The sequence below is a fragment of the Bacillus sp. GW823-FHT06A11 genome (assembly GCF_058795355.1).
Genome location: NZ_JBXAHS010000001.1, coordinates 1634046 through 1654573, shown reverse-complemented (window position 1 = coordinate 1654573; position 20528 = coordinate 1634046). Strand labels below are relative to the sequence as shown.

General features: G+C 34.1%; 24 protein-coding genes and 1 riboswitch. Of the genes, 11 read left to right on the top strand and 13 right to left on the bottom strand.

All coding sequences use genetic code 11. The features are described 5' to 3' along the window. Positions 1–20: 20 nt before the first annotated feature. Positions 21–1202: an MFS transporter gene (locus tag AC1Q8L_RS08365; protein WP_000748721.1), complete on the bottom strand. Its 1182-nt coding sequence runs from the start codon at positions 1200–1202 to the stop codon at positions 21–23. 140 nt (positions 1203–1342) lie between these two features. On the opposite strand from AC1Q8L_RS08365, the gene AC1Q8L_RS08360 reads away from it, so the two are divergent. From AC1Q8L_RS08360 to AC1Q8L_RS08325, 8 genes are all read left to right on the top strand, one after another. Next, positions 1343–1804: a MarR family transcriptional regulator gene (locus AC1Q8L_RS08360; protein WP_065228320.1), complete on the top strand. Its 462-nt coding sequence runs from the start codon at positions 1343–1345 to the stop codon at positions 1802–1804. A 128-nt stretch (positions 1805–1932) separates the two neighbouring features. Further along, on the top strand, positions 1933–2787 hold the full coding sequence (locus AC1Q8L_RS08355) for a patatin-like phospholipase family protein (protein WP_000892676.1): 855 nt from the start codon (positions 1933–1935) through the stop codon (positions 2785–2787). A 196-nt stretch (positions 2788–2983) separates the two neighbouring features. After that, on the top strand, positions 2984–3379 hold the full coding sequence (locus AC1Q8L_RS08350) for a hypothetical protein (RefSeq protein WP_000676983.1): 396 nt from the start codon (positions 2984–2986) through the stop codon (positions 3377–3379). An 87-nt stretch (positions 3380–3466) separates the two neighbouring features. Next, positions 3467–4540: an ABC transporter permease gene (locus AC1Q8L_RS08345; RefSeq protein WP_016513708.1), complete on the top strand. Its 1074-nt coding sequence runs from the start codon at positions 3467–3469 to the stop codon at positions 4538–4540. Positions 4541–4549: 9 nt separating this feature from the next. Continuing rightward, on the top strand, positions 4550–5782 hold the full coding sequence (locus AC1Q8L_RS08340; protein WP_000465078.1) for an ABC transporter permease: 1233 nt from the start codon (positions 4550–4552) through the stop codon (positions 5780–5782). After that, the gene (locus tag AC1Q8L_RS08335; RefSeq protein ID WP_000615279.1) at positions 5783–6433 is read left to right on the top strand and encodes an ABC transporter ATP-binding protein; all 651 of its coding nucleotides are present in this window, start codon (positions 5783–5785) and stop codon (positions 6431–6433) included. It abuts the gene before it with no gap. A gap of 32 nt (positions 6434–6465) precedes the next feature. Then, positions 6466–6669 carry a hypothetical protein gene (locus AC1Q8L_RS08330; RefSeq protein WP_000432814.1) on the top strand — a complete coding sequence of 68 codons (204 nt, stop codon included), beginning with the start codon at positions 6466–6468 and terminating at the stop codon, positions 6667–6669. Between the two features lie 55 nt (positions 6670–6724). Further along, positions 6725–6997 carry a hypothetical protein gene (locus AC1Q8L_RS08325; RefSeq protein WP_000576483.1) on the top strand — a complete coding sequence of 91 codons (273 nt, stop codon included), beginning with the start codon at positions 6725–6727 and terminating at the stop codon, positions 6995–6997. A 25-nt stretch (positions 6998–7022) separates the two neighbouring features. Here AC1Q8L_RS08325 and AC1Q8L_RS08320 read toward each other — a convergent pair whose 3' ends face one another. The 4 genes from AC1Q8L_RS08320 to AC1Q8L_RS08305 form a co-directional block, all read right to left on the bottom strand. Then, positions 7023–8018: an ABC transporter permease gene (locus AC1Q8L_RS08320; protein WP_001054980.1), complete on the bottom strand. Its 996-nt coding sequence runs from the start codon at positions 8016–8018 to the stop codon at positions 7023–7025. Continuing rightward, positions 8002–9489, bottom strand: coding sequence for a sugar ABC transporter ATP-binding protein (locus AC1Q8L_RS08315; RefSeq protein WP_002093884.1), 1488 nt, complete (start codon positions 9487–9489; stop codon positions 8002–8004). The genes AC1Q8L_RS08320 and AC1Q8L_RS08315 overlap by 17 nt, the downstream gene beginning before the upstream one ends. Beyond that, a complete protein-coding gene (locus AC1Q8L_RS08310; RefSeq protein ID WP_000732062.1) occupies positions 9486–10598 on the bottom strand; it encodes a sugar ABC transporter substrate-binding protein in 1113 nt (370 codons plus the stop codon). Before AC1Q8L_RS08310 ends, AC1Q8L_RS08315 begins: the two co-directional genes overlap by 4 nt. Before the next feature lie 88 nt (positions 10599–10686). Further along, positions 10687–10792, bottom strand: a riboswitch (SAM riboswitch). 88 nt (positions 10793–10880) lie between these two features. Then, entirely contained in the window at positions 10881–12182 is a 1302-nt protein-coding gene (locus AC1Q8L_RS08305; RefSeq protein WP_000482717.1) for an NCS2 family permease, read from the bottom strand. A 203-nt stretch (positions 12183–12385) separates the two neighbouring features. Here AC1Q8L_RS08305 and AC1Q8L_RS08300 point away from each other — a divergent pair, with 203 nt between their 5' ends. The 3 genes from AC1Q8L_RS08300 (at position 12386) to AC1Q8L_RS08290 (ending at position 14435) form a co-directional block, all read left to right on the top strand. Further along, a complete protein-coding gene (locus AC1Q8L_RS08300; protein ID WP_001136286.1) occupies positions 12386–13252 on the top strand; it encodes an SDR family oxidoreductase in 867 nt (288 codons plus the stop codon). A 66-nt stretch (positions 13253–13318) separates the two neighbouring features. Beyond that, positions 13319–14080, top strand: a complete 762-nt coding sequence (locus tag AC1Q8L_RS08295) for a L,D-transpeptidase (RefSeq protein WP_025118307.1) — start codon at positions 13319–13321, stop codon at positions 14078–14080. Between the two features lie 103 nt (positions 14081–14183). Further along, on the top strand, positions 14184–14435 hold the full coding sequence (locus AC1Q8L_RS08290; protein ID WP_000834195.1) for a hypothetical protein: 252 nt from the start codon (positions 14184–14186) through the stop codon (positions 14433–14435). A gap of 32 nt (positions 14436–14467) precedes the next feature. Here the strand turns inward: AC1Q8L_RS08290 and AC1Q8L_RS08285 are convergent, their stop codons facing one another. The 8 genes from AC1Q8L_RS08285 to AC1Q8L_RS08250 form a co-directional block, all read right to left on the bottom strand. After that, positions 14468–14683: a DUF1540 domain-containing protein gene (locus AC1Q8L_RS08285; RefSeq protein WP_001115480.1), complete on the bottom strand. Its 216-nt coding sequence runs from the start codon at positions 14681–14683 to the stop codon at positions 14468–14470. A gap of 72 nt (positions 14684–14755) precedes the next feature. Beyond that, positions 14756–15208, bottom strand: coding sequence for a thioredoxin family protein (locus AC1Q8L_RS08280; RefSeq protein WP_000738450.1), 453 nt, complete (start codon positions 15206–15208; stop codon positions 14756–14758). Between the two features lie 12 nt (positions 15209–15220). Further along, positions 15221–15640 (bottom strand): disulfide formation protein C, encoded by a 420-nt coding sequence (locus AC1Q8L_RS08275; RefSeq protein WP_000532264.1) that lies wholly within the window; start codon positions 15638–15640, stop codon positions 15221–15223. A gap of 165 nt (positions 15641–15805) precedes the next feature. Further along, positions 15806–16054, bottom strand: a complete 249-nt coding sequence (locus AC1Q8L_RS08270; RefSeq protein WP_001195459.1) for a YhdB family protein — start codon at positions 16052–16054, stop codon at positions 15806–15808. A 120-nt stretch (positions 16055–16174) separates the two neighbouring features. Beyond that, a complete protein-coding gene (locus AC1Q8L_RS08265) occupies positions 16175–16687 on the bottom strand; it encodes a PCYCGC domain-containing protein (protein ID WP_000761029.1) in 513 nt (170 codons plus the stop codon). A 45-nt stretch (positions 16688–16732) separates the two neighbouring features. Then, positions 16733–17842, bottom strand: a complete 1110-nt coding sequence (locus AC1Q8L_RS08260; protein ID WP_001095046.1) for a GerAB/ArcD/ProY family transporter — start codon at positions 17840–17842, stop codon at positions 16733–16735. Between the two features lie 16 nt (positions 17843–17858). Next, positions 17859–18941 (bottom strand): Ger(x)C family spore germination protein, encoded by a 1083-nt coding sequence (locus AC1Q8L_RS08255; RefSeq protein WP_000722245.1) that lies wholly within the window; start codon positions 18939–18941, stop codon positions 17859–17861. Further along, positions 18938–20455 carry a spore germination protein gene (locus tag AC1Q8L_RS08250; protein WP_000467494.1) on the bottom strand — a complete coding sequence of 506 codons (1518 nt, stop codon included), beginning with the start codon at positions 20453–20455 and terminating at the stop codon, positions 18938–18940. The genes AC1Q8L_RS08255 and AC1Q8L_RS08250 overlap by 4 nt, the downstream gene beginning before the upstream one ends. Between the last annotated feature and the right edge of the window lie 73 nt (positions 20456–20528).

Sequence of the window (20528 nt, the reverse complement as noted above, 5' to 3'; positions counted from 1 at the left end):
AGCCGACCTTTTTGGGGGCTCTATTTTGCTTTTTGTACAGAATGAAAACTTAGCATTTTCATTGCATATAAGATTACAAGTAAAAACATAATTGCGCCTAGGAAGAAAATCCAAAAGTAATTTTGGTTAAATAAAAGAAATCCACCTACAAGTGGCCCTGTGCTCATACCAAGATAGCGGATGAAGTTGTACATACCGATAGCTGTTGCACGTTCTTGCACGAATTCTTCTGTTAATAAAGTAGTGTGAGTTGGCATAGAAAGTCCCATACTAAAACCGTACAAAGATGTAACGATAATGATGAATGGGATATTGATGCTATATGTGAAAGAGAATAAAACGACACATATAATATTGAAGAAACTCGTAATAAATAAAGTTTGCTTTGTTGTGAGGCGTTTTTGCAAAAACTTGTAGCAAAAACTTCCTAGCATGATAGAAAGAGACATTGGTACAAACATAAGACCAATTTCATTTGCAGCTTGATGAAATGAATTTGCTAAAATGCTCGGTAAAAAAACGAGAAAGCAAAAGTAAATACAAAATTGAATGAAGCCAATAAGAGTAATAGAAAATCCAGTTTTATTTTTTAAGATAAGAGAGTAATTCTTTTGTGCTTTAGACTGCTTAATTACATTTGGCTTTGTTTCTGGAAGTAGTGAAATGTTTATAATTAATAAGATAATGCCAAGTGTAGATAAAAAGAGAAATACAGATAAGTGACCATTTATACTGCCAAGAAATCCACCTATGAGAGGAGCCATTGCAGGTGCGAGGGCAAGTAACATTTGGTATAGGCTCATCGCTTCTCCGCGTTCTTTTCCTTCAAATAAATCGCCGATAATCGTTGCTGAAACTACAGGTATAGCCGCTATTCCTATAGCTTGAACAGCTCTAAAAAAGAGAAATAAATAAATGTTTGCCGAAAAAGCACATCCGATTGAACCAATTGTACTAATGACTAAACTAGGGATAAGGACAGATTTTCTCCCTTTTGTATCAATTAAAGGTCCATATACGAGCTGCATAATTGCAAGAACGAATGTGAAAAGTGAAACTGTTACATTTACAAGATAAAGAGAAGTGTGAAAAGAATTTTGAATCATCGGTAAGATAGGTGTGTAAATATTTTGAGCGAAGGAACCGAGTAAGGCACTAATACAGACAACATATAAAATGAAAGTTAGTTTAGATTTTTTCATCTTGTTAACCCCCTTGTATTTTAGTTTCCTTGGAAATTAAATTTATTTTAACATGATTTTCTCACTTGTAAAGATGAAAAAATAATTTTAAAATGGTATATAGTTAAATTGTTTCTTTGGAAACTTAGGAGGCGAACGGATTGAAGCATACAACGAAGCAAATGGAAATACTGTCGGACATTCGTACACTTTTGCATAAAAAAGAAGAACATTTAAAACGACAAAACGAGAAGTTTCTTCGTGAGACAGGTGTAAGTAGTATGTCTTTATCTGAGTTACATGTAATCGAATGTATTGGAAAAAATGGTTTGATGAATGTAACGGCAATTACGACAGAAATGGGCATGACGAAGGGAGCAATCTCTAAAATTTGTACCAAGTTGTTTCAAAAGCAATTCGTTGAGAAGATGCAAATGTTAGATAATCAAAAAGAAATCTTCTTCAGCTTAACGGAAAGCGGAAATGAAATATATAAAGCTCATGAAAAATTGCATAAGCAAGCTGAAGAAAAGTGGTTGTTACTTTTAGATGGATATAGGAAAGAAGAGCAAGACTTTATTCAAAGGTTTATAAAGGATGTCTCCGATCATTTGGAAATATAATTGGAAGAAAAAACTCCTTTTTCTCAAGTCTTTTAAATATAATTTCTGAAAGAACTCATATATAATAGAAAAAGATAATTAACATGGTGAATAATTAAAGAGTCAATATATATAGAGGAGAGAGTAACATGCTTGAAAATACGGGGTTAGTATTAGAAGGCGGCGGTATGCGTGGTGTATATACGGGTGGGATATTAGAATACTTTATGGAACAAGATTTATATTTTCCATATGTAATCGGTGTATCAGCTGGTGCTTGTCATGCAGCGTCGTATCTTTCCAGACAAAGAAATAGAAATAAAACGGTCAATATTGATTATGCATCACATCCGAAATATTTATCGTATAAAAACTTATGGAGAAAACGTCAACTATTTGATATGGATTTCATTTTTCATGAAATCCCAGAAAAGCATGTTCCGTTTGATTTTGAAACATACTTTAATAGCCCAGAACGTTTCCTTGTAGGAACGACGGATTGTGAAACTGGGCAATCTGTTTATTTTGAAAAAGAAGGAACGAATGATGATGCGCTAAATTTATTACAAGCGTCTAGTTCATTGCCTTTCATTGCACCAGTAGTAAATTACCGTGGTAAGCAGTTATTAGATGGCGGGATTTCTGATCCAATTCCAGTTCGTAAAGCACAGGAAGATGGATTTAAAAAATCAGTCGTTATTTTAACGAGAAATCATGGTTACGCGAAGAAAAAATCAAAATTCGGATGGATTGCAGGAAAAGCTTATAAAAAATATCCGAATCTTGTTAACACGATGTTGAATCGTTATGAAGTGTATAATGAAACACTTCACTATATTGAAAAAGAAGAGCAAGCTGGTAATTTATTTGTTATTCGCCCAGAAGTGCCGCTTCAAGTAGATCGTATGGAAAAAGATACAGCAAAACTACAAAATTTATACGAGCAAGGCTATGAAGATGCAAAGAGACAATTTGCAGATTTGCAGGCGTTTTTGCAAAAATAATAATTAGGCTGTGGAGAAGAATTTCTCTGCAGCCTTTTTATATTGCTACTTATACGTTACTTTTTAAAAATGTATGAATGTTTAAGTGTTTAAAGAGTTTGTAAAACATCGGGGTTTCTTGTTGAGGAGAATTTATTTGAAGGATATTATGATGATGTAGCGCTACTAAAATATTAAATTTATGAGGTGATTGTTAATGAAAGGAAAAGTTTTTTCAATTACGACTTTAGTATTATTAGCAACATCAATCTCAACAAGTGCATTCTATCCAACTCTAAGCGGTCACAAAAGCGGTAACCTACTATCTTATAGAGCTCAAACTACTACGAATCAAAATGCATCTCGTTGTTCAGTAGCAATTTCTTTTATTAAATCAAATGGAAATAATTCATATATTGAAAGCGCTTCAGACAAATTAGGGTCCCATGAATCTGGAAGAGCATTAAACGCAACTGTGAGTAATGGTGCATATAACGCCTTTGGTGCAAAAGGACTATACTCGGAGCATTATGCAAATGAGAATAATGACTATCAAGAAGATACACACAAAGGTACTTTTGATAGTAACGGTAACTTACGATTACAGTGGTAAAAAGCATTAAACAGTTGTCTTTATAAATATTTGGATAAGGAGAAGGGGATGTTCATCATCTCCTTCTTATTTAAAAGGAGCACAGACATGTACCTAGCTTTTAAAAATATAAAAAGCAATAAACTGTTTTTCTTAATTCTCCTTATGTCATTTTTTATTTCTTTTCTTTCTATATCAATAGCCGCACTTTTAACAGAATCTAAACGAAACTTTATATCTGCTTTTCAAATCGGTTTTCCAGAGAAGAATCAAATTTTAACTGTTCCGATAGCGAATGCAACTGAATTGGAAGAGATAATTCCTTTCATACAAGATATTTTTGTTAAAAGTGATATTTATGTAGAGCATTTAAAAGCATTAAATAGTTCAGGGGCAACAAAGATTATAGCTGTGAACTTAAAAGATGATTATTATTGGAAGCCATATATTTCTGAAGGACAATATTTTCATCGTGAAAATGTAAACGATATGGTTGTTGGCGATCAAACGAATGTAGAGGAGTTATATGAATTTGATGATACATATAAAAAAATAGGAACTATATCAAGAAAAGACAGTGACGTCGGTGTAGCAGGTATATACGTTCCACTTCAAAACTTACCTACTATATCTAAAAAAGGTATTATCGCGAGTAAACAATTACAATTAACAGTTGTTAATCCTACATCATCTATTCATAACGAAATAAAAAAGTTTATGGATAGGAGTAAAGAAGTGCTTTCGGGAGATGTTCAAATACTGAATGAACGAGATCTTCAGGAACTACATGTGACACATATAGATCCAGCAAATAAGTATTATTATAAATTTATTCTTGTTGCAATTGTTTCTGGCATTTCTGCGGTTTTATTTTGGATTTATAAAAAAGAAAGAGAGATTTCATTAAAAAAAGCAGTAGGTGCTTCTAATATATCTATTTACTGCGAACTATATATTCAAATTTTGTTTATTTCTCTAGTGGCGATGCTGTTGGTTTTTCTGGTGTTAGAAATGTTTTCTGGAACAATTCATACGTATTTTCAGACATACTTATTAAAACCGTTAACACCATATGTATTGGTATGTAATATTGTTTTTATAATTTTTCTTACAATTTTTGTTACTGTAATTCCAATCAAGCACATTATAAATATATATCCCGGAAAACATTTAAGAACGTAGGAGGTCTTCATGTTTTTTATATTTGATTCTATACGGTCTGTGAAAAAACGGTTGTTACCAAGTTTGATTATAGTAATTTCTTTAATTATTGCATTTTCTTCAGCAATAGAATTTGTTAGTAATCTTTCGGGATATCGAAAAATGATGACGGTAGCAAATAATTTATCGACTCATAAAAATTTCTATGAACTTTATGCGACGCAAGATATAACATTGTTTAGCGAAGAAAAAGCAAAAAGTGATTATCAACATTTCATGCAAGGGTTATCTAATACGATACCAATAACAAATAAAACAAATTATTTGTTCCGTAACTATTCACTTAGTTTAAAAAAAGAAAATGGAACGATAAAGACTCTTATTGTTGATAAAGATATTAATAAGTACTTTCATATACGAATTTCACAAGGAAGATATTTTGAGGAATCGGAATTTCATAAATCAGTATTTGATATTAGACCTGTTATATTAGGGGCTAATTATATAGAAAAGGTATCTATTGGTGATGTTATACCATCTGGAAAAATGAAGCTAAAAGTAATTGGCTTTTTAGAAAAAAATTCACCATTTACATATCCTCGAAGTGGTGAAATATCGGATAATCGTATTACATTATTAGATGACATGGCGATTTTACCAATTGGAACAGAAGAAATAGAGTTCTATAGTGTAGAACTTTTATACAATGGGTTAATTATAGAAACAAAGGAGCAGATAAATATAAATGAATTTCAAAAGAAAGTATTAAAGGTAACGGAAGGTAAGGGTTATTCGTATTATGTTACAAATCCGAATAAATTGTTAGAAAATGAAAAACAAGGTATTGATAATATGTCATACCCCTTATTATTAAGCGGTACAGTCTTATTTTTTTCATTTCTATCTATTGTATTGACATCAATGGCAGCACTTTATATGGAGCGTAAAAATATTTCTATTAAATCAGCGTTAGGTGCAAGCACTTTTCAAATATGTCTTCCATTTATTATTGAGTATATGTTGCTATTCGTTTTAGCGATATGTATAGGAATAATGTATTTTCAATGGGAGAATAGCGGAGTAATTGAAATTCAGAAAGGGCTAGAAAATAGTATAGTATCTTTCTTTGGAACGTTAAAAGTCTCTATAGAATCATTGGTTGTTATAGGTGCTTTATCACTTGTAATGATCCTCGTTATATATGCAATCATTTATTTCAATGTACTAAAAATAAAAAATACATATATGAAAGAGGTGTTATAGATGATTCAGCTCGCAAATGTGGCTAAGGGCTTTGGAAAGAATAATTTTAGTGCTTTAAAAGATATTAATCTTACAATAGAAAAAGGCGAAATGATAGCCATTATGGGCCCCTCTGGTTCGGGGAAGTCTACTCTCCTTAACATTATTGGCTTAATCGATAGCCCCTCTGCTGGAAAGTATTTTTTAGATGGAATGGATACGAGTACATTAAAGCAAAACTATCATAAGTATAGAAACACGGAAGTTGGATTTGTGTTTCAGAACTTTTCGCTACTCGATGATTATACGATTATTGAAAATGTAATGCTGCCACTTATATATAGAAGAATTTCTCATAAGAAACGTATGCAAATATCAAAAGAAATGCTGAAAATGGTAGGGCTTGAGAGGCATATTAACAAATATCCTTACGAGTTATCAGGAGGAGAACAGCAAAGAACAGCAATAGCAAGGGCTTTAGCACAAGATACAAAAATTATACTTGCTGATGAACCGACTGGTGCTCTCGATCAAGAAAATGGGGAAAAAATTATGAGTATTTTACAAGAGATTAATAAAGAAGGAAAAACAGTGCTAGTTGTTACACATGATCAAAAGGTAGCTGCATATTGTCAGAGGACGATACGGTTACTTGATGGTTGTATGGTATAATATGGATGATATTGTGCGAAGAGGTGATACATATGGAAAATGTATATAAAGGACTTAGGCATACCGGATTTACTGCTATGCTTATTTTTGGAGGGGTATTTCTACTTCGCTGGCTCATACATGATGAGATGCTACTGGATCAGCTTATTGGATTTAGTGTAGGAATGGTAATGGTTGTTTCGTCAGTTTTCATTCAAAAGTATAGTAAAGAATTACAGATGAATGAGAAATATTAATAATTTTTAACTGCTGTTATCTTTTTCATAGTTTAGTAATCGTGGAGGCTTTCGTGTGATTTTCTTATTTGTAGTATATTTTGTTTTCATTATGACGTTGGTAATTACGTTTCTTCTTTCACAAAAGTCATATAAGAAGCCTGTTATTAAATATATACCAACGTTAGTATTGTTTATTTTGGCTTTCATTTCTTCTGCTATGTTTGTATTGAATAATGGAATGGGAGAGCTGATGATATCGGTCTCTTTAGGGGTTGCAGCGATAGTGAACGGTCTTTTACTTCTTGTTTTGAAAGTAGTTCGTGTGATTGTTGCAAAGGGAAAGTAGAGCATCGAATTCGATGCTCTACTTTTTATTTACGCTTCTTTTTAATAAATGAAAAGGCTAAAGCTGTAATTAAAATGCTGCCTTTAATGATATCTTGTGCATAATAAGGGACGTTCATCATTGTGAGTCCATTTAATATAATTCCAATTAATACCGAGCCGAGGAATGTTCCGACTATATTTGGTTTCTTGGCACCGAACATTGCGTAACCGATATAGGCAGCTGCGACTGCATCCATTAATAATGGAGCACCAGCTGAAACTTGTCCTGTTCCAACGCGGCTGCATAGAATAATGCCGCCAATAGAAGCTAGTAAACCACTAATCATATAAGCATATACACGGTAACGATCAGTAGGAATACCGGCTAATCTAGCAGCTTCTCGATTCCCACCAGTCATATAAAAGAAACGACCGTACGTTGTTTTTTCTAAAAATAGATGTGCAATTAAAACGACAGTAAGCATGATAATGACAGGGACTGGAATTCCTAAGACGGAACCTTGACCGATAAATAAAAAGGATGGAATAAAATGTCCTGTTGCACCGGACATTCCTTCATAAATTGAGGATCCTTTTGAAAATGTTAAGTGTAGTCCATTAACGATATACATGATACTTAATGTAGCTAGTAAATCGGGTAGTTTAATTCGGATAACGAGTAGTGCATTTAATAATCCAACTAATAATCCGCAAAGAATAGGAACAAGGAGTGTAACTAATAGTTCTTGTCGATATAAAACGAGACAAGAAGCAGCTGCAATTGTTGCTAAACTAGCGGTAGAGCCCACTGATAAATCAAATCCATCTACAATCAATGTAAAGGTAACGCCGATTGCAAGTAACGTTACGATGGAGATAGAACGTAAAATATCACTAATATTGTTATATGTTAAAAAAGAATCATTGACGATAGAGAAAAAAATTGTAACACCTATAATAATAGCAATTGTACTAAATTGATAAAAAAGATGAGTAGGTAAATATAGTTTCTTAGTTTTCGTTTTATGAACGAGATTCAATGGAATAGCTCCCTTCAGATAAATGTAAAAGCTGTTCAGGAGATAGTTCGCTTGGTAAGTATTCACCTACAAATTCTCCGTTTGCCAGTATAAGAATGCGATCAGCAATATGCAACGCTTCATCTTGTTCTCCTGTGAAATAAATTACGGAACTTCCGTTTTCTGTAATGTTGCGAATGAATTGAAAAATGTCTTGTTTCGCAGCGATGTCTACACCTTTAGTTGGCTCGTCTAAAAGAAATAGATTAGGTTTGAATCCACTCCACTTTGCAATTGAGACTTTTTGTTGGTTTCCACCGCTAAGTGAATGAATATGTGCCTTTGGGTCATTTGGTGAAATACCGAAAGAAGAAATTGCTGTAGTAGCATCATTTAATTCGGTTTGTTTTCGTTTCCAACCTGATTGATGTAAATTTGTGTGACTTATAATATCTTCCGAAAGAAATACGCCTTGTTTTCTTCTTTCTTCTGGTACAAGTGCGATTTTCGCTTTAATCGCATCTCGTGGTGTTTTAATCGTTAGTTTTTGACCGTCTATTTCTGCGTGATAAGTATGAAGAGCACCAAATAACGTTTCAGCAAGTGTTGTTTTTCCACTTCCAATTAATCCGTATATCACAACAGTTTCTCCTTTTCGTATTGTAAGAGAAAGGGGAGAATGACCTTCGTGTAATAGAAGCTCTTGTACTTTAAATAGTTCCTCGCTCCCGGTTTTTGGTGCGGTATTAATAGGAAGTGTAAGTTGTTTTCCAGTCATTGCTTCCACAATTTGTTGATCTGTAATCGTTGTAATGGTTTCAGAAAGGGCAACTTGACCGTTATGTAATACAGTTACATCATCCGCGAAATTTCGAATCTCTGATAAACGATGAGAAACTAAAAGGATGCCAATTCCTTTTGATGTTAAATCTTTTAATAGTTTCCCAAAGGTTTCAACTTCTTTTGGTCCAAGAGAAGAAGTAGGTTCATCTAATAAAAGGTAATTTGTATTGTTAGATAAAGCTCTTGCGATAAGAAGTAATTGTTTTTCATGTAATGAACAGTTTGAAACATCTTCCGAAACATTTAAATTTACCTGTACAGTTTGCAAATGTTGTTTAGCAAGTGCGATTAATTTGGACTTTGAAAATAGTACTTTATTTTGCATTGCTAAATGATCGATTAGTACATTTTCTAATACAGATAATCCGGGAATAAGTCCGTGATCTACTTCTTGTGTTACGAAAGAAATGCCATGCTTTTTTGCATCGCGCGGTGAAGTAAAGGAAACAGACTGAGTATCAATTTTTATATCGCCAACAACTGGTTGAATTTCACCAGTTGCTATTTTTAGTAAAGTACTTTTTCCCGCACCGTTCATGCCTAGTAAAGCGTGTACTTTTCCTTTTTGAATATGAATAGAAACATCTTCTAGAACAGGTGTAGCGACATGATAAGAATGTGTAATGTTTTGAAGAGAGAACGTCATCATTTTTTCTCCTTCTCTAATTTTTTCATCCAAGGGGAATATGCATCTTTTGAGTCTCCCCAACCGTTTATATATTTTGATAACTGATCCATTGTTATATTTTCTTTTGGTAAACTATTTTTCTTTACTAAATAAGGTTCTAGTGAATAAATATCTGGCGTTTGTTCACCAGCAATTTTTTTGTATAAAAATCGTACTTGAACCTTACCTACTTCAGCTGGATCAGTTGCAGCTGTAGCAGTCCAAGGTGAGTTTTCTTTTTGCATGAGTTGTAAATCCTCATTACTTAAGTCAATGCCATATACTTTTATATCTGTACGACCAGCTTGTTCAAGTGCTTTAACAGCCCCTTTAGCAAACTCATCCCACGAAGCGAAAATAGCTTGTAAATCGCCTTTTTTCGGATATTTCTTTAGTAAAGCTTCTACTTGTGTTTGTGTATCGAGCGGTGTGTTATTACTAGCAGTACCGAATCTTGCAACTTCTTTTATATTTGGATACCGTTTATAAAAAGCATCAATGATAACATTGCGACGTTCCATTGGAGCAAATCCGCCGACCCATACAACTGCGATATTTCCTTGTCCATTCAAATCTTCCGCTAACGTTTTTAATGATTTCCATGCAAGACTATAGTCATCTTGATCAATAATTGTCACACCTGGCAAGCGTAGATCGTTATCGAACGCAACTACGGGAATGTTCGCCTGTAACGCTTTTTCTACTCCAGGTTTTAGTGCTTCAGAACGGCCATGATCAATTAAAATACCATCCACTTTTGAATTAATAGCAGTATCTAAATTTGCAGCCATTTTTGCTAAATCGTTATCAGAATTGTAGACTTGTACACTGCCGCCAAATAGCTCAACTTGTTTTTTGACACCCTCAATATATTGAGAGGAAAAAGTTCCGATGGACATTTGCATAATTAATGCGATTTTTAATGGCTTCTTCATTTGGCTTGGAATTTCTGTATGTAATTGATTTTCTACCGTTGTAGTCGCCTTTCTCACAGTTTGTTGCTTTTGTGAAGAGATAGCATCTTGTTCATTTGTACAAGCCGCTAATGTAAATAAGAGAAAAATAAGTACGATGGAACATAATTTTTTCATAAAAAAATCCCTCCTAAACTAAGAAGAGAGAGGAGGGAGTGAAAATAAAAAACGCCTTTTCATATAGAAAAGACGCCTTATCATATTACTCTTATCTTTCAACACAATGTGTTGTAAGAATTAGCACCGTGCCCGTAAATGGGTCGGTTGCCGGGCTTCGTAGGGCTCATCCCTCCACCTGCTCTTGATAAGACATCGAATATTTAACTATTTTGAATTATTCCACAAACAAATGTTGTTGTCAAACAGTATTTATAAAAAAATCCCTCAGGAAGAGGGATTTTAATGTGGTAAGAATATCAATTGATAAGCAAACAAAATTCCAAATACATATACAAGTGGGTGAACAGCACGGAATTTACCTTTTGCTACTTTCATAAGTGGGTATGAAATAAATCCAAGTGCGATACCTGTTGCGATACTTGATGTAAGTGGCATGCTTAAGATTACTAAAAATGCTGGGAATGCTTCATCAAATGCGTCCCAATCGATGTGGCGAACTGAACCCATCATAAGACTACCAACGATAATTAATGATGGTGCAGTAATAGCTGATACACCAGAAACAGCACTTACTAATGGGCCGAAGAATGCTGTTAGTGCGAATAGAACAGCTACTGTAACAGTTGTTAAACCAGTACGACCACCAGCTGCAACACCAGCAGATGATTCAATGTAAGCTGTTGATGGTGTTGTTCCGAACATAGAACCAATAGTTGCTGAGAATGAGTCAGATAGAAGAGCTCGTCCTGCTTTTGGAAGCTTTCCGTCTTTCATAAATCCACCTTGTTGTGCAACGCCAAGTAATGTACCTGTTGTATCGAATAGTGTAACAAGGAAGAATGAGAATACAACGCCATATAATCCGTAGTTAATTACGTCAGATACAGCAGTAATTGGATTTGAAACGATAATTCCTTCTGGTAATCCAGGCATTGATGTAACACCGTTTGAGAATGTTAACTGTCCTGTGAAGAAAGCGATAATACCAGTTAAGAGCATACCGATAAATAGTGCGCCATTTACATTTAAAGACATAAGAACAATAGTAATTCCAAGTCCAGCTAGTGCCAGTAGAACTGGAGCAGAGTGAAGATCACCAAGTCCAACTAAGTTTGCATCATTTTTTGTAACGATACCTGTTAAACGTAAACCGATAAAGGCGATGAAAAGACCGATACCAGCAGTAATTGCATGTTTTAAGTTTTCAGGAATTGCTTCCATTAATTTTGTACGGAAAGATGTAAATGATAGCAAAATTAAAATCATACCTGCTACGAATACAGCAGAGAATGCAATTGCGAAAGTCATGCCTTCATGTGCTTTTACAACAGAGTAAGAGAAGTAAGCATTTAATCCCATACCTGGCGCGATTGCGATTGGTAAGTTTGTAAAGATTGCCATAAATAATGTTCCGACAACAGCAGCAATAATTGTTGCTGTAAATGCTTGTTCAAATGGAACACCTGCATCTCCAAGGATAACAGGGTTTACGACAATGATATATGCCATTGTTAAGAAGGTAATAATACCTGCCATAATTTCAGTTTTAATAGAAGTTTTATGTTTTGAAAGGTTAAACATATAAACATCCTTTCTGTTTACGAATAATTTTCACAACAGTTATATATAATATTCGTTTTTTAACTATTTTGCAATAGTTTTGCATAAAAAGTTTATAACAATTCATATTTTGTGTCTTAAATTCGAATATTAATCGTAAACCAATGTGTGAATTTCAGCTTTTTATTGTGCACATGCTAAGAAAAAGGAGTTGAAAGTAGTCTATGCCACAGCAAAAAAACTTTGTAACAATGCCAGCGCAACATCAAAATAAACAGCCGGGGATTGAATCATTAATGAATCCACTTCCGCAGTTTGAAGATCCAAATTATAAAGGAAGTGAAAAGTTAAAAGGAAAGAATGTGTTAATTACGGGAGGAGATAGCGGAATTGGACGCGCAGTTTCCATCGCTTTTGCAAAAGAGGGAGCAAATGTTGCGATTGCTTATTTAGATGAGGAAGAAGATGCTAATGAGACGAAGCAATATGTTGAGAAAGAAGGTGTAAAGTGTGTATTGTTGCCGGGTGATTTAAGTGATGAACAGCATTGTAAAGATGTTGTTCAAGAGACCGTCCAGCAGCTAGGTAGTTTACAGGTTTTAGTAAATAATGTCGCGCAGCAATATCCGCAGCAAGGACTAGAGTATATTACAGCAGAACAGCTAGAAAAGACTTTTCGTATTAATATTTTTTCTTATTTTCACGTTGCGAAAGCCGCACTTTCTCATTTAAAGCAAGGGGATGTCATTATAAATACCGCGTCTATCGTTGCATACGAAGGAAATGAAACTTTAATTGATTATTCCGCAACGAAAGGAGCAATCGTAGCTTTTACAAGATCACTTTCACAATCGTTAGTGCAAAAAGGGATTCGTGTAAATGGTGTTGCACCAGGACCGATTTGGACACCACTTATTCCATCGAGCTTTGATGAGAAGAAAGTCTCTCAGTTTGGGAGCAATGTCCCTATGCAAAGACCTGGTCAACCATATGAATTAGCGCCGGCATACGTATACTTAGCGTCTGGCGATTCATCTTATGTTACTGGACAAATGATACATGTAAATGGGGGCGTTATTGTAAATGGATAGTTTTCATTTATAAGAGCAAAGTAATGTTAATTCCACTTATTATAGTGAGCGCTAGGGGGGATATAGCTGAAAAAGTTATGTTTCGTCATACTATTATTTTTCATCCTACCGGTTAGTGCTTTTGCTAATACAGATCATTTAATATTAGTGAATCTTACGACAAATCAGTTGTCTTTTTTTGAGAATGGAAATTATACAAAAACATTTCCAGTAACGACTGGAAGAGATCGTACACCTACGCCTGAAGGTAACTTTTGTATTATAACTAAATTTAAAAATAAAGAATACCATCGAAAAAAAATACCTGGGGGTGCACCGAATAATCCTCTCGGTACGAGGTGGCTTGGACTAGATAAGAATGAATATGCGATTCACGGGACAAATCGGGAATGGACGATTGGAAGTAGGGAATCAAATGGTTGTATTCGCATGCATGACAGGGATATACAATGGTTATATGACAGAGTACAATTACAAACAAAAGTAATCATTTCTCGTTTTCATACGAGCCCCGAATATGAAGCGAATAAGCTTGGTTATCGCGTTGTGAGCTGGAATAGTCGGAAAATAGAAGAAGAACAAATTGGAGTACTTACGCTAGTAGACCGCGCGGATATATATTGGCAAGAACCAAATGGACAGTTAACAAAAGTGAAAACGGTATTGCCAAATGAAAGATATCCAGTGTACTCAAAACGAAAAGATGGAATATATTATATAGGAAACAATTTGTATATTATAGATGAAACAGGAGAGAAAATTCGTTACGAGCAAATTCCTTCTTCAATTTTAAGTAATATATATAAACGGAAATACAATGTTCCGTAATGGCTACCGTTTTATAGACGGTAGCTTATTTATACTTGGAGTTTAACTGCAACTATTATATTTTGCTGAATATAATACAGTACAGATAGGGGGCGGTTATATTATGAAAAGTGAATTTGCGTTTAAAGTTTTCTTAGTAACGACCTGTTTATTTATCGTGTATTTATATGCGTTTCTCGTCTTTTCTTTTTATGTTCCATATGTTGATTTAATATTGTTCTTCGGATTTATTTGGGCGTTTGTGAAAGCGAGGGAAGGAGAGAAGAGTATATATCGGCGCATTACCTTATGCGGGACGGCCGTTCTCGTTATTTTGTACTTTTTTATTATGCATGATTTTTGGAGGGGAATGTAAAAAGCATACGATTAATCGCATGCTTTTTTTGTTTAATATTTAGGCTTAAATGTATGACAACAAGTTTCTACACTCGTTGCTACAGGACTTTCTAGCGTCTCGTTTGTTAAAACAGCAGCTGTATATGAATCATTTTCAGTTTGACCAGTTTCATCTGCATCAGGCTGAACGATGATCGCACTTGCTTGACAAAAGTTACCTTGTCCCCAAAAAGAACAGTTGGAAACAGAACATCTTACTTCTGGCATAAAACCCCCTCCTTATACATTAGTGTGGGATTTTACACCCATTTCATGTGTAGAAGGAGTTTCCTTTTCTAGTTACTTTTTCGTTTGCTCAAGCCATTCTTTTAATTTATCTTTCGGCTGTTCACCGCTAATACGGCTCACTTCTTTGCCATCTTTAAAATGAATGATTGTTGGTGTTCCTTGAATTTTATATTCATCCCAAGGAGCATCTAATTTTTCAATATCCATAACTTTCATATCAACGTTTAAGTCTTTAGCCATTGGCACTAGGACAGGAGATAATTTTTGGCAATGAACGCAAGATGTTTGATAAAAGTATACTGTTTCTTCTTTTTTCTCTTTTAAGTTCTTTTGAAGATCTGAAAGAGAGATTTTATTTGTGTAGTAGTCAGGACCGTTTGTCTTACTTTCAGTAGGATTATCAATCTTTTGGCTAGTAGCATTTTTTTCTTCCATTTGTGTGACAGCGAAAATTGCTACGAACAAGGCGATAATAATACCACCAAATATAAGCATTTTTTTCATTCTTTCATCTCCTTATTTGTTTTTGATGACAATAAAGCTACAAACAGCGATTGTAATAAAGCCGATAAGTGCTAAAAACGGGATTGTAATAAAACCAAACCAGTTTATAAATTCTCCGGTGCAGGGTACACGACCGCAAGCTGCTCCAGCAGCTGAAAACGCTGGGACTTTTTGAATTGCATAGTGATATAAAGAAATACAAGCACCAATACTTGCAATTGGTAAAGAATAACTTGCGATGCGATAATCTTTTTTTGCTACAGCGATACCGAGCCATAAAACGAATGGATACATAAAAATACGTTGATACCAACAAAGTACACAAGGCTCAAATTTCATGATTTCGGAAAAATAAAGACTTCCCAGTGTAGCGATAAAAGAAGCTCCCCATGCGGTAAGTAAAGCATATTCTTGCTTTTTTTCTCGTCCCATATTTTATACCTCTCTTATAATAGTTACATACTAAATTATAGTATGAAGTGGTATGGAAAAGAAAGAAAAAATATGTTTATCAATAAAAGTTTTATGAGGAGAAACTTTTATTGATATAAAAATTTAAAAAAAGCGCCATTCTCCGGAAGAGAATAGCGCTATAGTTTACATTTGAATTTGTTCTACTTCTTCTACATGCGACTTTTGGGATGCGTGGTCAATATATTGAAATAGGAGCTGCAATTGTTTATCAACTTCTGGCAGTTCCTTGCTGTATTGATAAGCGTGTAAAAAATGCTCAATACGCTTAGAAAATAATTGATCGTTCGTTTGAACCATGAGAACGAGTAATTTATCCCAATTACAGCAATACGTGTAATAGAGAGCTTTATCATAGTCGTTATATGTTTGCACTGTGTACCCTCCTTACCGAGAGTTATATATAGTGTGTGATAAGTAAGGAGAAATACACTTGAAAGAATTTGTTAAGAAAAAATGAGAATGAAAAGAAAAAACGAGGAATTCCCTCGTTTTTTAAGCTTTTGGCATTGGCGTAGGTGTTGGTTTGCCATAGCCTTCTTTGTATTTATTATCGATATAGTTACGAATTTCAAGCGTTGATTTTCCTTTTTGTTTCATGGAAGCAGATTCAACTGCAATTTCTAGGCAATTGACGCAAGTCGTTGCATGGGAGTCCCAAACAACTTCACCATTCTTTTTAATTTCACGAATAAAGCAGTTTTTATTATTTTTATGTCCTACACTTTCACCGCAACCACAATAGCATGGAATCCAATCTAATAGCTCTGCATTTTGTCCAGCGACGGTGTAGATATCTTTCATTTGTGGATCAAGCTTATCTAGGAAGGTTGGAAGTGTGTCGACTCCTTTTGTTTTCTCTTGAATGTCAGCTTGCTGAGTGTGCGATGCGTGGTCATGTTCTTCTTGTTTTGATTCAGAAGATTTTTGGTCATTTGTACCAGTACTTCCGCATCCAGCAAGAATTAAGCTTAGTACTGCAAGTAAAGAAAATACATACTTTTTCATTCGCTTGTCCCCTTTACAAATGTATTAATCAAATTGTATCAGAGATTACGGTGTATCGGTTGAAGATTTTTTTGACTGATTTTTGAAGCGCCATCTTAGCGAATGGAATAGAAATAAAATTGGGATATAAGCGTATACAATATATAAACCCGCTTGAGATAGTACGGTATTTAATGTGTTGATACTTTCACGGTTTGTGAAAAGTAGAGAAGCTGAAAATATGATGAAAATAAAAAACGGTAATGTAAATTTAAATGAAATATGAAAGGAACGCTTCATCGTTTGACATGATGACCAAATGGTTAAGCAAAGGTTTGGTAAAATAATTAAAAACCAAACGAAAATAATAATATATTCAAAGCGCTGAATAAAAGGAACTTTAATTATTTTTAACATCGTTAAAGTAGGCCAAATAGTACGGTTTAATTGTCCCTCGCTGTAATACATAAAAGATACGATAGCTAAAACTACATAAATTAAGGTGCTAAAAGCAATTCCAGCATGGGCCCATCGCTTTAAAGATTTTCCTTTTTCAATAAAGGGATAAAAGATAAGAATTGTTTCAAACCCTAGAAATTCCAATGCAGAGTGTTTTGCAGATATAAGCATGTCAAAAGGTGAATGTGTAAAAATAGGTAAAATATTACGAAAATGTGCATACTTCATCGGATAGACTAAAAAGAATACAACGAACATAGGAAGAACAATACCCCAAAAACATATCCCTGTCACAGAACGGAAGCCACCTTTTATAATGTAGTAAGTGACTAATAAAAACATAAGCGTAAGTTTCCATAACTTAATGGTAGGGAAAATCCAAACTTGTATCACTTCTATATATGTACGAAGAACAGTAAGGCAAAATAATAAGCAATAAAGAGTGAAAATTACAGAAAATATAGAGCCAACCCATTTTCCAAAGGTTGTTGTATGAATACTAATTAAATCTCCGTCTTTTTCAAGCATTTTTAACATACAAAACAGTACAATATGAGTTGCAATACCTGTAATAATAAGAGAAATCCAAGCATCATAACCTGCATTTTTCAAAATTACACGTTGATATCCGAGAATTCCTATACCAACCTGGAGAGAATGCAATAAAATAAATGCAAAATATGGAGATACGGTCTTTGTTTTATTCATTGTATTCATTGCTTATTTCACCTCACTATTCTCCGATTCCAGATTGTACAATATTAAGATCTAAATTTATATCTACCGCTATATTTTTATACATATTTCGAATTTGTTTTATATTCCATTTTCTCGTATGGCTTCTAATTTCATCTCGTATTCCTAAAGGATCAATTTCTTTTTCTTGAAATTGTTTTATTAAATCTTCACAGTCTTTTTCGACATTTCGTTCAATTTGTTTTTTTATATAGTTGATATTTGTTTTTTTTCTTAGATCAATCCAATTAGGAGAGTTTTTAATTAATCCATTTAGTTTTAAATGGATTTTTACTTTTGGTATGTCGCCAGTTTGATCTATATCATACTTATTTTCCCCAGCTAAGTTTTGTATAACAACCATACCTTTATGTTTATCCTTTTTTATTGCTGCTTCGTAACGTCCATTTTTCGTAGGATTAATAAGTAATTTTGCTAAAACAGAATGTCTTTTATCCGTATACATGACGACTTTATCGCCTTTTAAAAAGGCAAGTCCTTTGACAGCGACAGAATGATTATCGTCCATTTTAATATAAGGAACATAGGCATCACATACAGAAGAGTAATAATTATATAAAAAAATGTTTAATTCAGTTTGTGGAATGTTCTCATTTCTTATATTTTGCTCGAGTAAATCAGCAATATATAAAGACCCATTTTTTTTTCCGTAATTTAAAAGCTCTTCAGCCGATCCATCTACAATTGCTAGTTGTACATCACGCCCGATATTTGGGTCACGTTGTAAGTTAGTAATAATCTCTCCCATTCCGCGTTCCCCTAGAGCCTTTCCAAATAGGACGACACGCATTTGACCTACAACAACATTGTGAGGAGATTTCGCATTTAATCGTGAAGCAATTGTTTCAAGTGAACGGGCAGATGTTGTTTGCGTCTCTGGTTTAGACTTTACACCATGTGTGTACTCTGGGAATAGAATAGTTCCTTGGAATTTTTTGTTTTTTGTGATGTCAAATCCAGCAATATGAATAATACGCTGTGCATCCACTATATACGTTTGTGTACAGCCAGTTTGTAAAACGAAGAAGATAATGATAAGGTGCAATAAAATTTTTTTCATTCATTCTCACCATCACGTTTTTGCTTCGATTTGTTTGGATTGTAGCGCCATTTTGATTTTGGTCTAAGAAAAGAAGGTCTTTGTGCCGTTTGACTAAATGGTAATCGAAGAAAACCTTCTGCTGTACCTAAACCACGAAATGGATATAAAGGTAATAAATAAGGTGATCCAAGTGATTTTAATTTAATTAAATGAGCTAAAATAAATACAAATCCGACAATAAGGCCTAATCCTCCGAATGCACCAGCTAAAAGAATAAGCGGAAAGCGTAACAACCGGATAGTAGAAGACATCTTTACAGTCGGTGTTGTGAAAGATGCAAGGGCGGATAAAGCAACTGCAATTAATAAAATTGTACTTGTTAAAGCTGCTTCAACAGATGCTTGTCCAATTACAATCCCCCCAACAATCCCAATCGTTTGTCCGACTTTTGTCGGTAAACGTGCTCCTGCTTCACGAAGCAATTCAATTGTAATTTCTAAAAAGAGTGCTTCTAGAATAGGAGGGAAAGGTACGTTAGCTCTCGAGAAAATAATAGGACCTAGTAAATCGGCAGGAATCATTTGATAATGATATGTTAAAGCCGCTGTATAAATAGCGGAGGAAAACAGAGAAAATATAGCTCCGAAAAAACGAATAATACGAAAGAACGATCCAATCATCCACGGTAAATAATAATCTTCTGGTGAAATGAAAAAATCCAGTAACGTTGTTGGTCCTGATAAAGCATATGGAGAGCCATCTGTTAAAATTAAAACTTCCCCGTTAATTAACGCAAATACAGCTCGATCTAATCGCTCTGTAGGTAATAGAACAGGAAAAGGTGAATTGCTATTATCACTAATAAATTGCTCAATCATAGTTGAATCAAATGGGACATCAAAGTCAATGTCTTCTAGCCGTTGAAGTGCGGTGTTGACAAATTGTTCATTTGTAATTCCTTCTATATAAGCAACTGCTACTTTCGTTTTTGATATAGATCCGACGGTAACTTCTTTAAAAATGAGTTGCTCCGTTACGATATTTCGGCGTAATAAGTGGATATTTGTATCAAGGTTTTCAACGAAACCGATTTTAGGCCCGATTACGCTATACTCATTTTCTGTATCGTTATATAATCGTTTTCCTAAAACAGTACTTTCGGCACGAATTAAAGCATATTGATCAGGATTCGAATTGTTTTTTAATCGTATTAAAATATATCCACCTAATAATTTTTCACGAATATCATCAATAGAAGGGGAGGTAATAATGTCTTCAATAGAGATGATATTACATAAATCAGAGATGTTTTGGATTTGTTCCGATTCCTTTTTTATAGGAGTTAAAATGAATTGTTTAATAATAAGTGCTTCCACGACAGATTTATAATAAAACAAGCACAACGTTTCATCTTTAAGTATGTTATAAGAGACAAAATCGCTTGATTCTTTCATGGTTTGTATAAATTCTGGGATAGAACAAAGTGTTTTTGTATTAGTCTTTTTTGATTTCTTAGATGATAAACCGAACATTTTCTCACCCCTAACTTACATCATTTACTTGTGTTAGTTTTTGGGAAAGACGGGAATTTATACTTGAAAATTG

Bases quoted from the DNA above. Each gene is read 5' to 3' on its own strand.
- AC1Q8L_RS08365 (WP_000748721.1), bottom strand. From the start codon at position 1,202: ATGAAAAAATCTAAACTAACTTTCATTTTATATGTTGTCTGTATTAGT.
- AC1Q8L_RS08265 (WP_000761029.1), bottom strand. From the start codon at position 16,687: ATGAAAAAGTATGTATTTTCTTTACTTGCAGTACTAAGCTTAATTCTT.
- AC1Q8L_RS08280 (WP_000738450.1), bottom strand. From the start codon at position 15,208: ATGAAAAAAATGCTTATATTTGGTGGTATTATTATCGCCTTGTTCGTA.
- AC1Q8L_RS08345 (WP_016513708.1), top strand. From the start codon at position 3,467: ATGTACCTAGCTTTTAAAAATATAAAAAGCAATAAACTGTTTTTCTTA.
- AC1Q8L_RS08305 (WP_000482717.1), bottom strand. From the start codon at position 12,182: ATGTTTAACCTTTCAAAACATAAAACTTCTATTAAAACTGAAATTATG.
- AC1Q8L_RS08355 (WP_000892676.1), top strand. From the start codon at position 1,933: ATGCTTGAAAATACGGGGTTAGTATTAGAAGGCGGCGGTATGCGTGGT.
- AC1Q8L_RS08335 (WP_000615279.1), top strand. From the start codon at position 5,783: ATGATTCAGCTCGCAAATGTGGCTAAGGGCTTTGGAAAGAATAATTTT.
- AC1Q8L_RS08300 (WP_001136286.1), top strand. From the start codon at position 12,386: ATGCCACAGCAAAAAAACTTTGTAACAATGCCAGCGCAACATCAAAAT.
- AC1Q8L_RS08250 (WP_000467494.1), bottom strand. From the start codon at position 20,455: ATGTTCGGTTTATCATCTAAGAAATCAAAAAAGACTAATACAAAAACA.
- AC1Q8L_RS08310 (WP_000732062.1), bottom strand. From the start codon at position 10,598: ATGAAAAAATTATGTTCCATCGTACTTATTTTTCTCTTATTTACATTA.
- AC1Q8L_RS08275 (WP_000532264.1), bottom strand. From the start codon at position 15,640: ATGGGACGAGAAAAAAAGCAAGAATATGCTTTACTTACCGCATGGGGA.
- AC1Q8L_RS08350 (WP_000676983.1), top strand. From the start codon at position 2,984: ATGAAAGGAAAAGTTTTTTCAATTACGACTTTAGTATTATTAGCAACA.
- AC1Q8L_RS08255 (WP_000722245.1), bottom strand. From the start codon at position 18,941: ATGAAAAAAATTTTATTGCACCTTATCATTATCTTCTTCGTTTTACAA.
- AC1Q8L_RS08290 (WP_000834195.1), top strand. From the start codon at position 14,184: ATGAAAAGTGAATTTGCGTTTAAAGTTTTCTTAGTAACGACCTGTTTA.
- AC1Q8L_RS08285 (WP_001115480.1), bottom strand. From the start codon at position 14,683: ATGCCAGAAGTAAGATGTTCTGTTTCCAACTGTTCTTTTTGGGGACAA.
- AC1Q8L_RS08340 (WP_000465078.1), top strand. From the start codon at position 4,550: ATGTTTTTTATATTTGATTCTATACGGTCTGTGAAAAAACGGTTGTTA.
- AC1Q8L_RS08315 (WP_002093884.1), bottom strand. From the start codon at position 9,489: ATGATGACGTTCTCTCTTCAAAACATTACACATTCTTATCATGTCGCT.
- AC1Q8L_RS08330 (WP_000432814.1), top strand. From the start codon at position 6,466: ATGGAAAATGTATATAAAGGACTTAGGCATACCGGATTTACTGCTATG.
- AC1Q8L_RS08260 (WP_001095046.1), bottom strand. From the start codon at position 17,842: ATGAATACAATGAATAAAACAAAGACCGTATCTCCATATTTTGCATTT.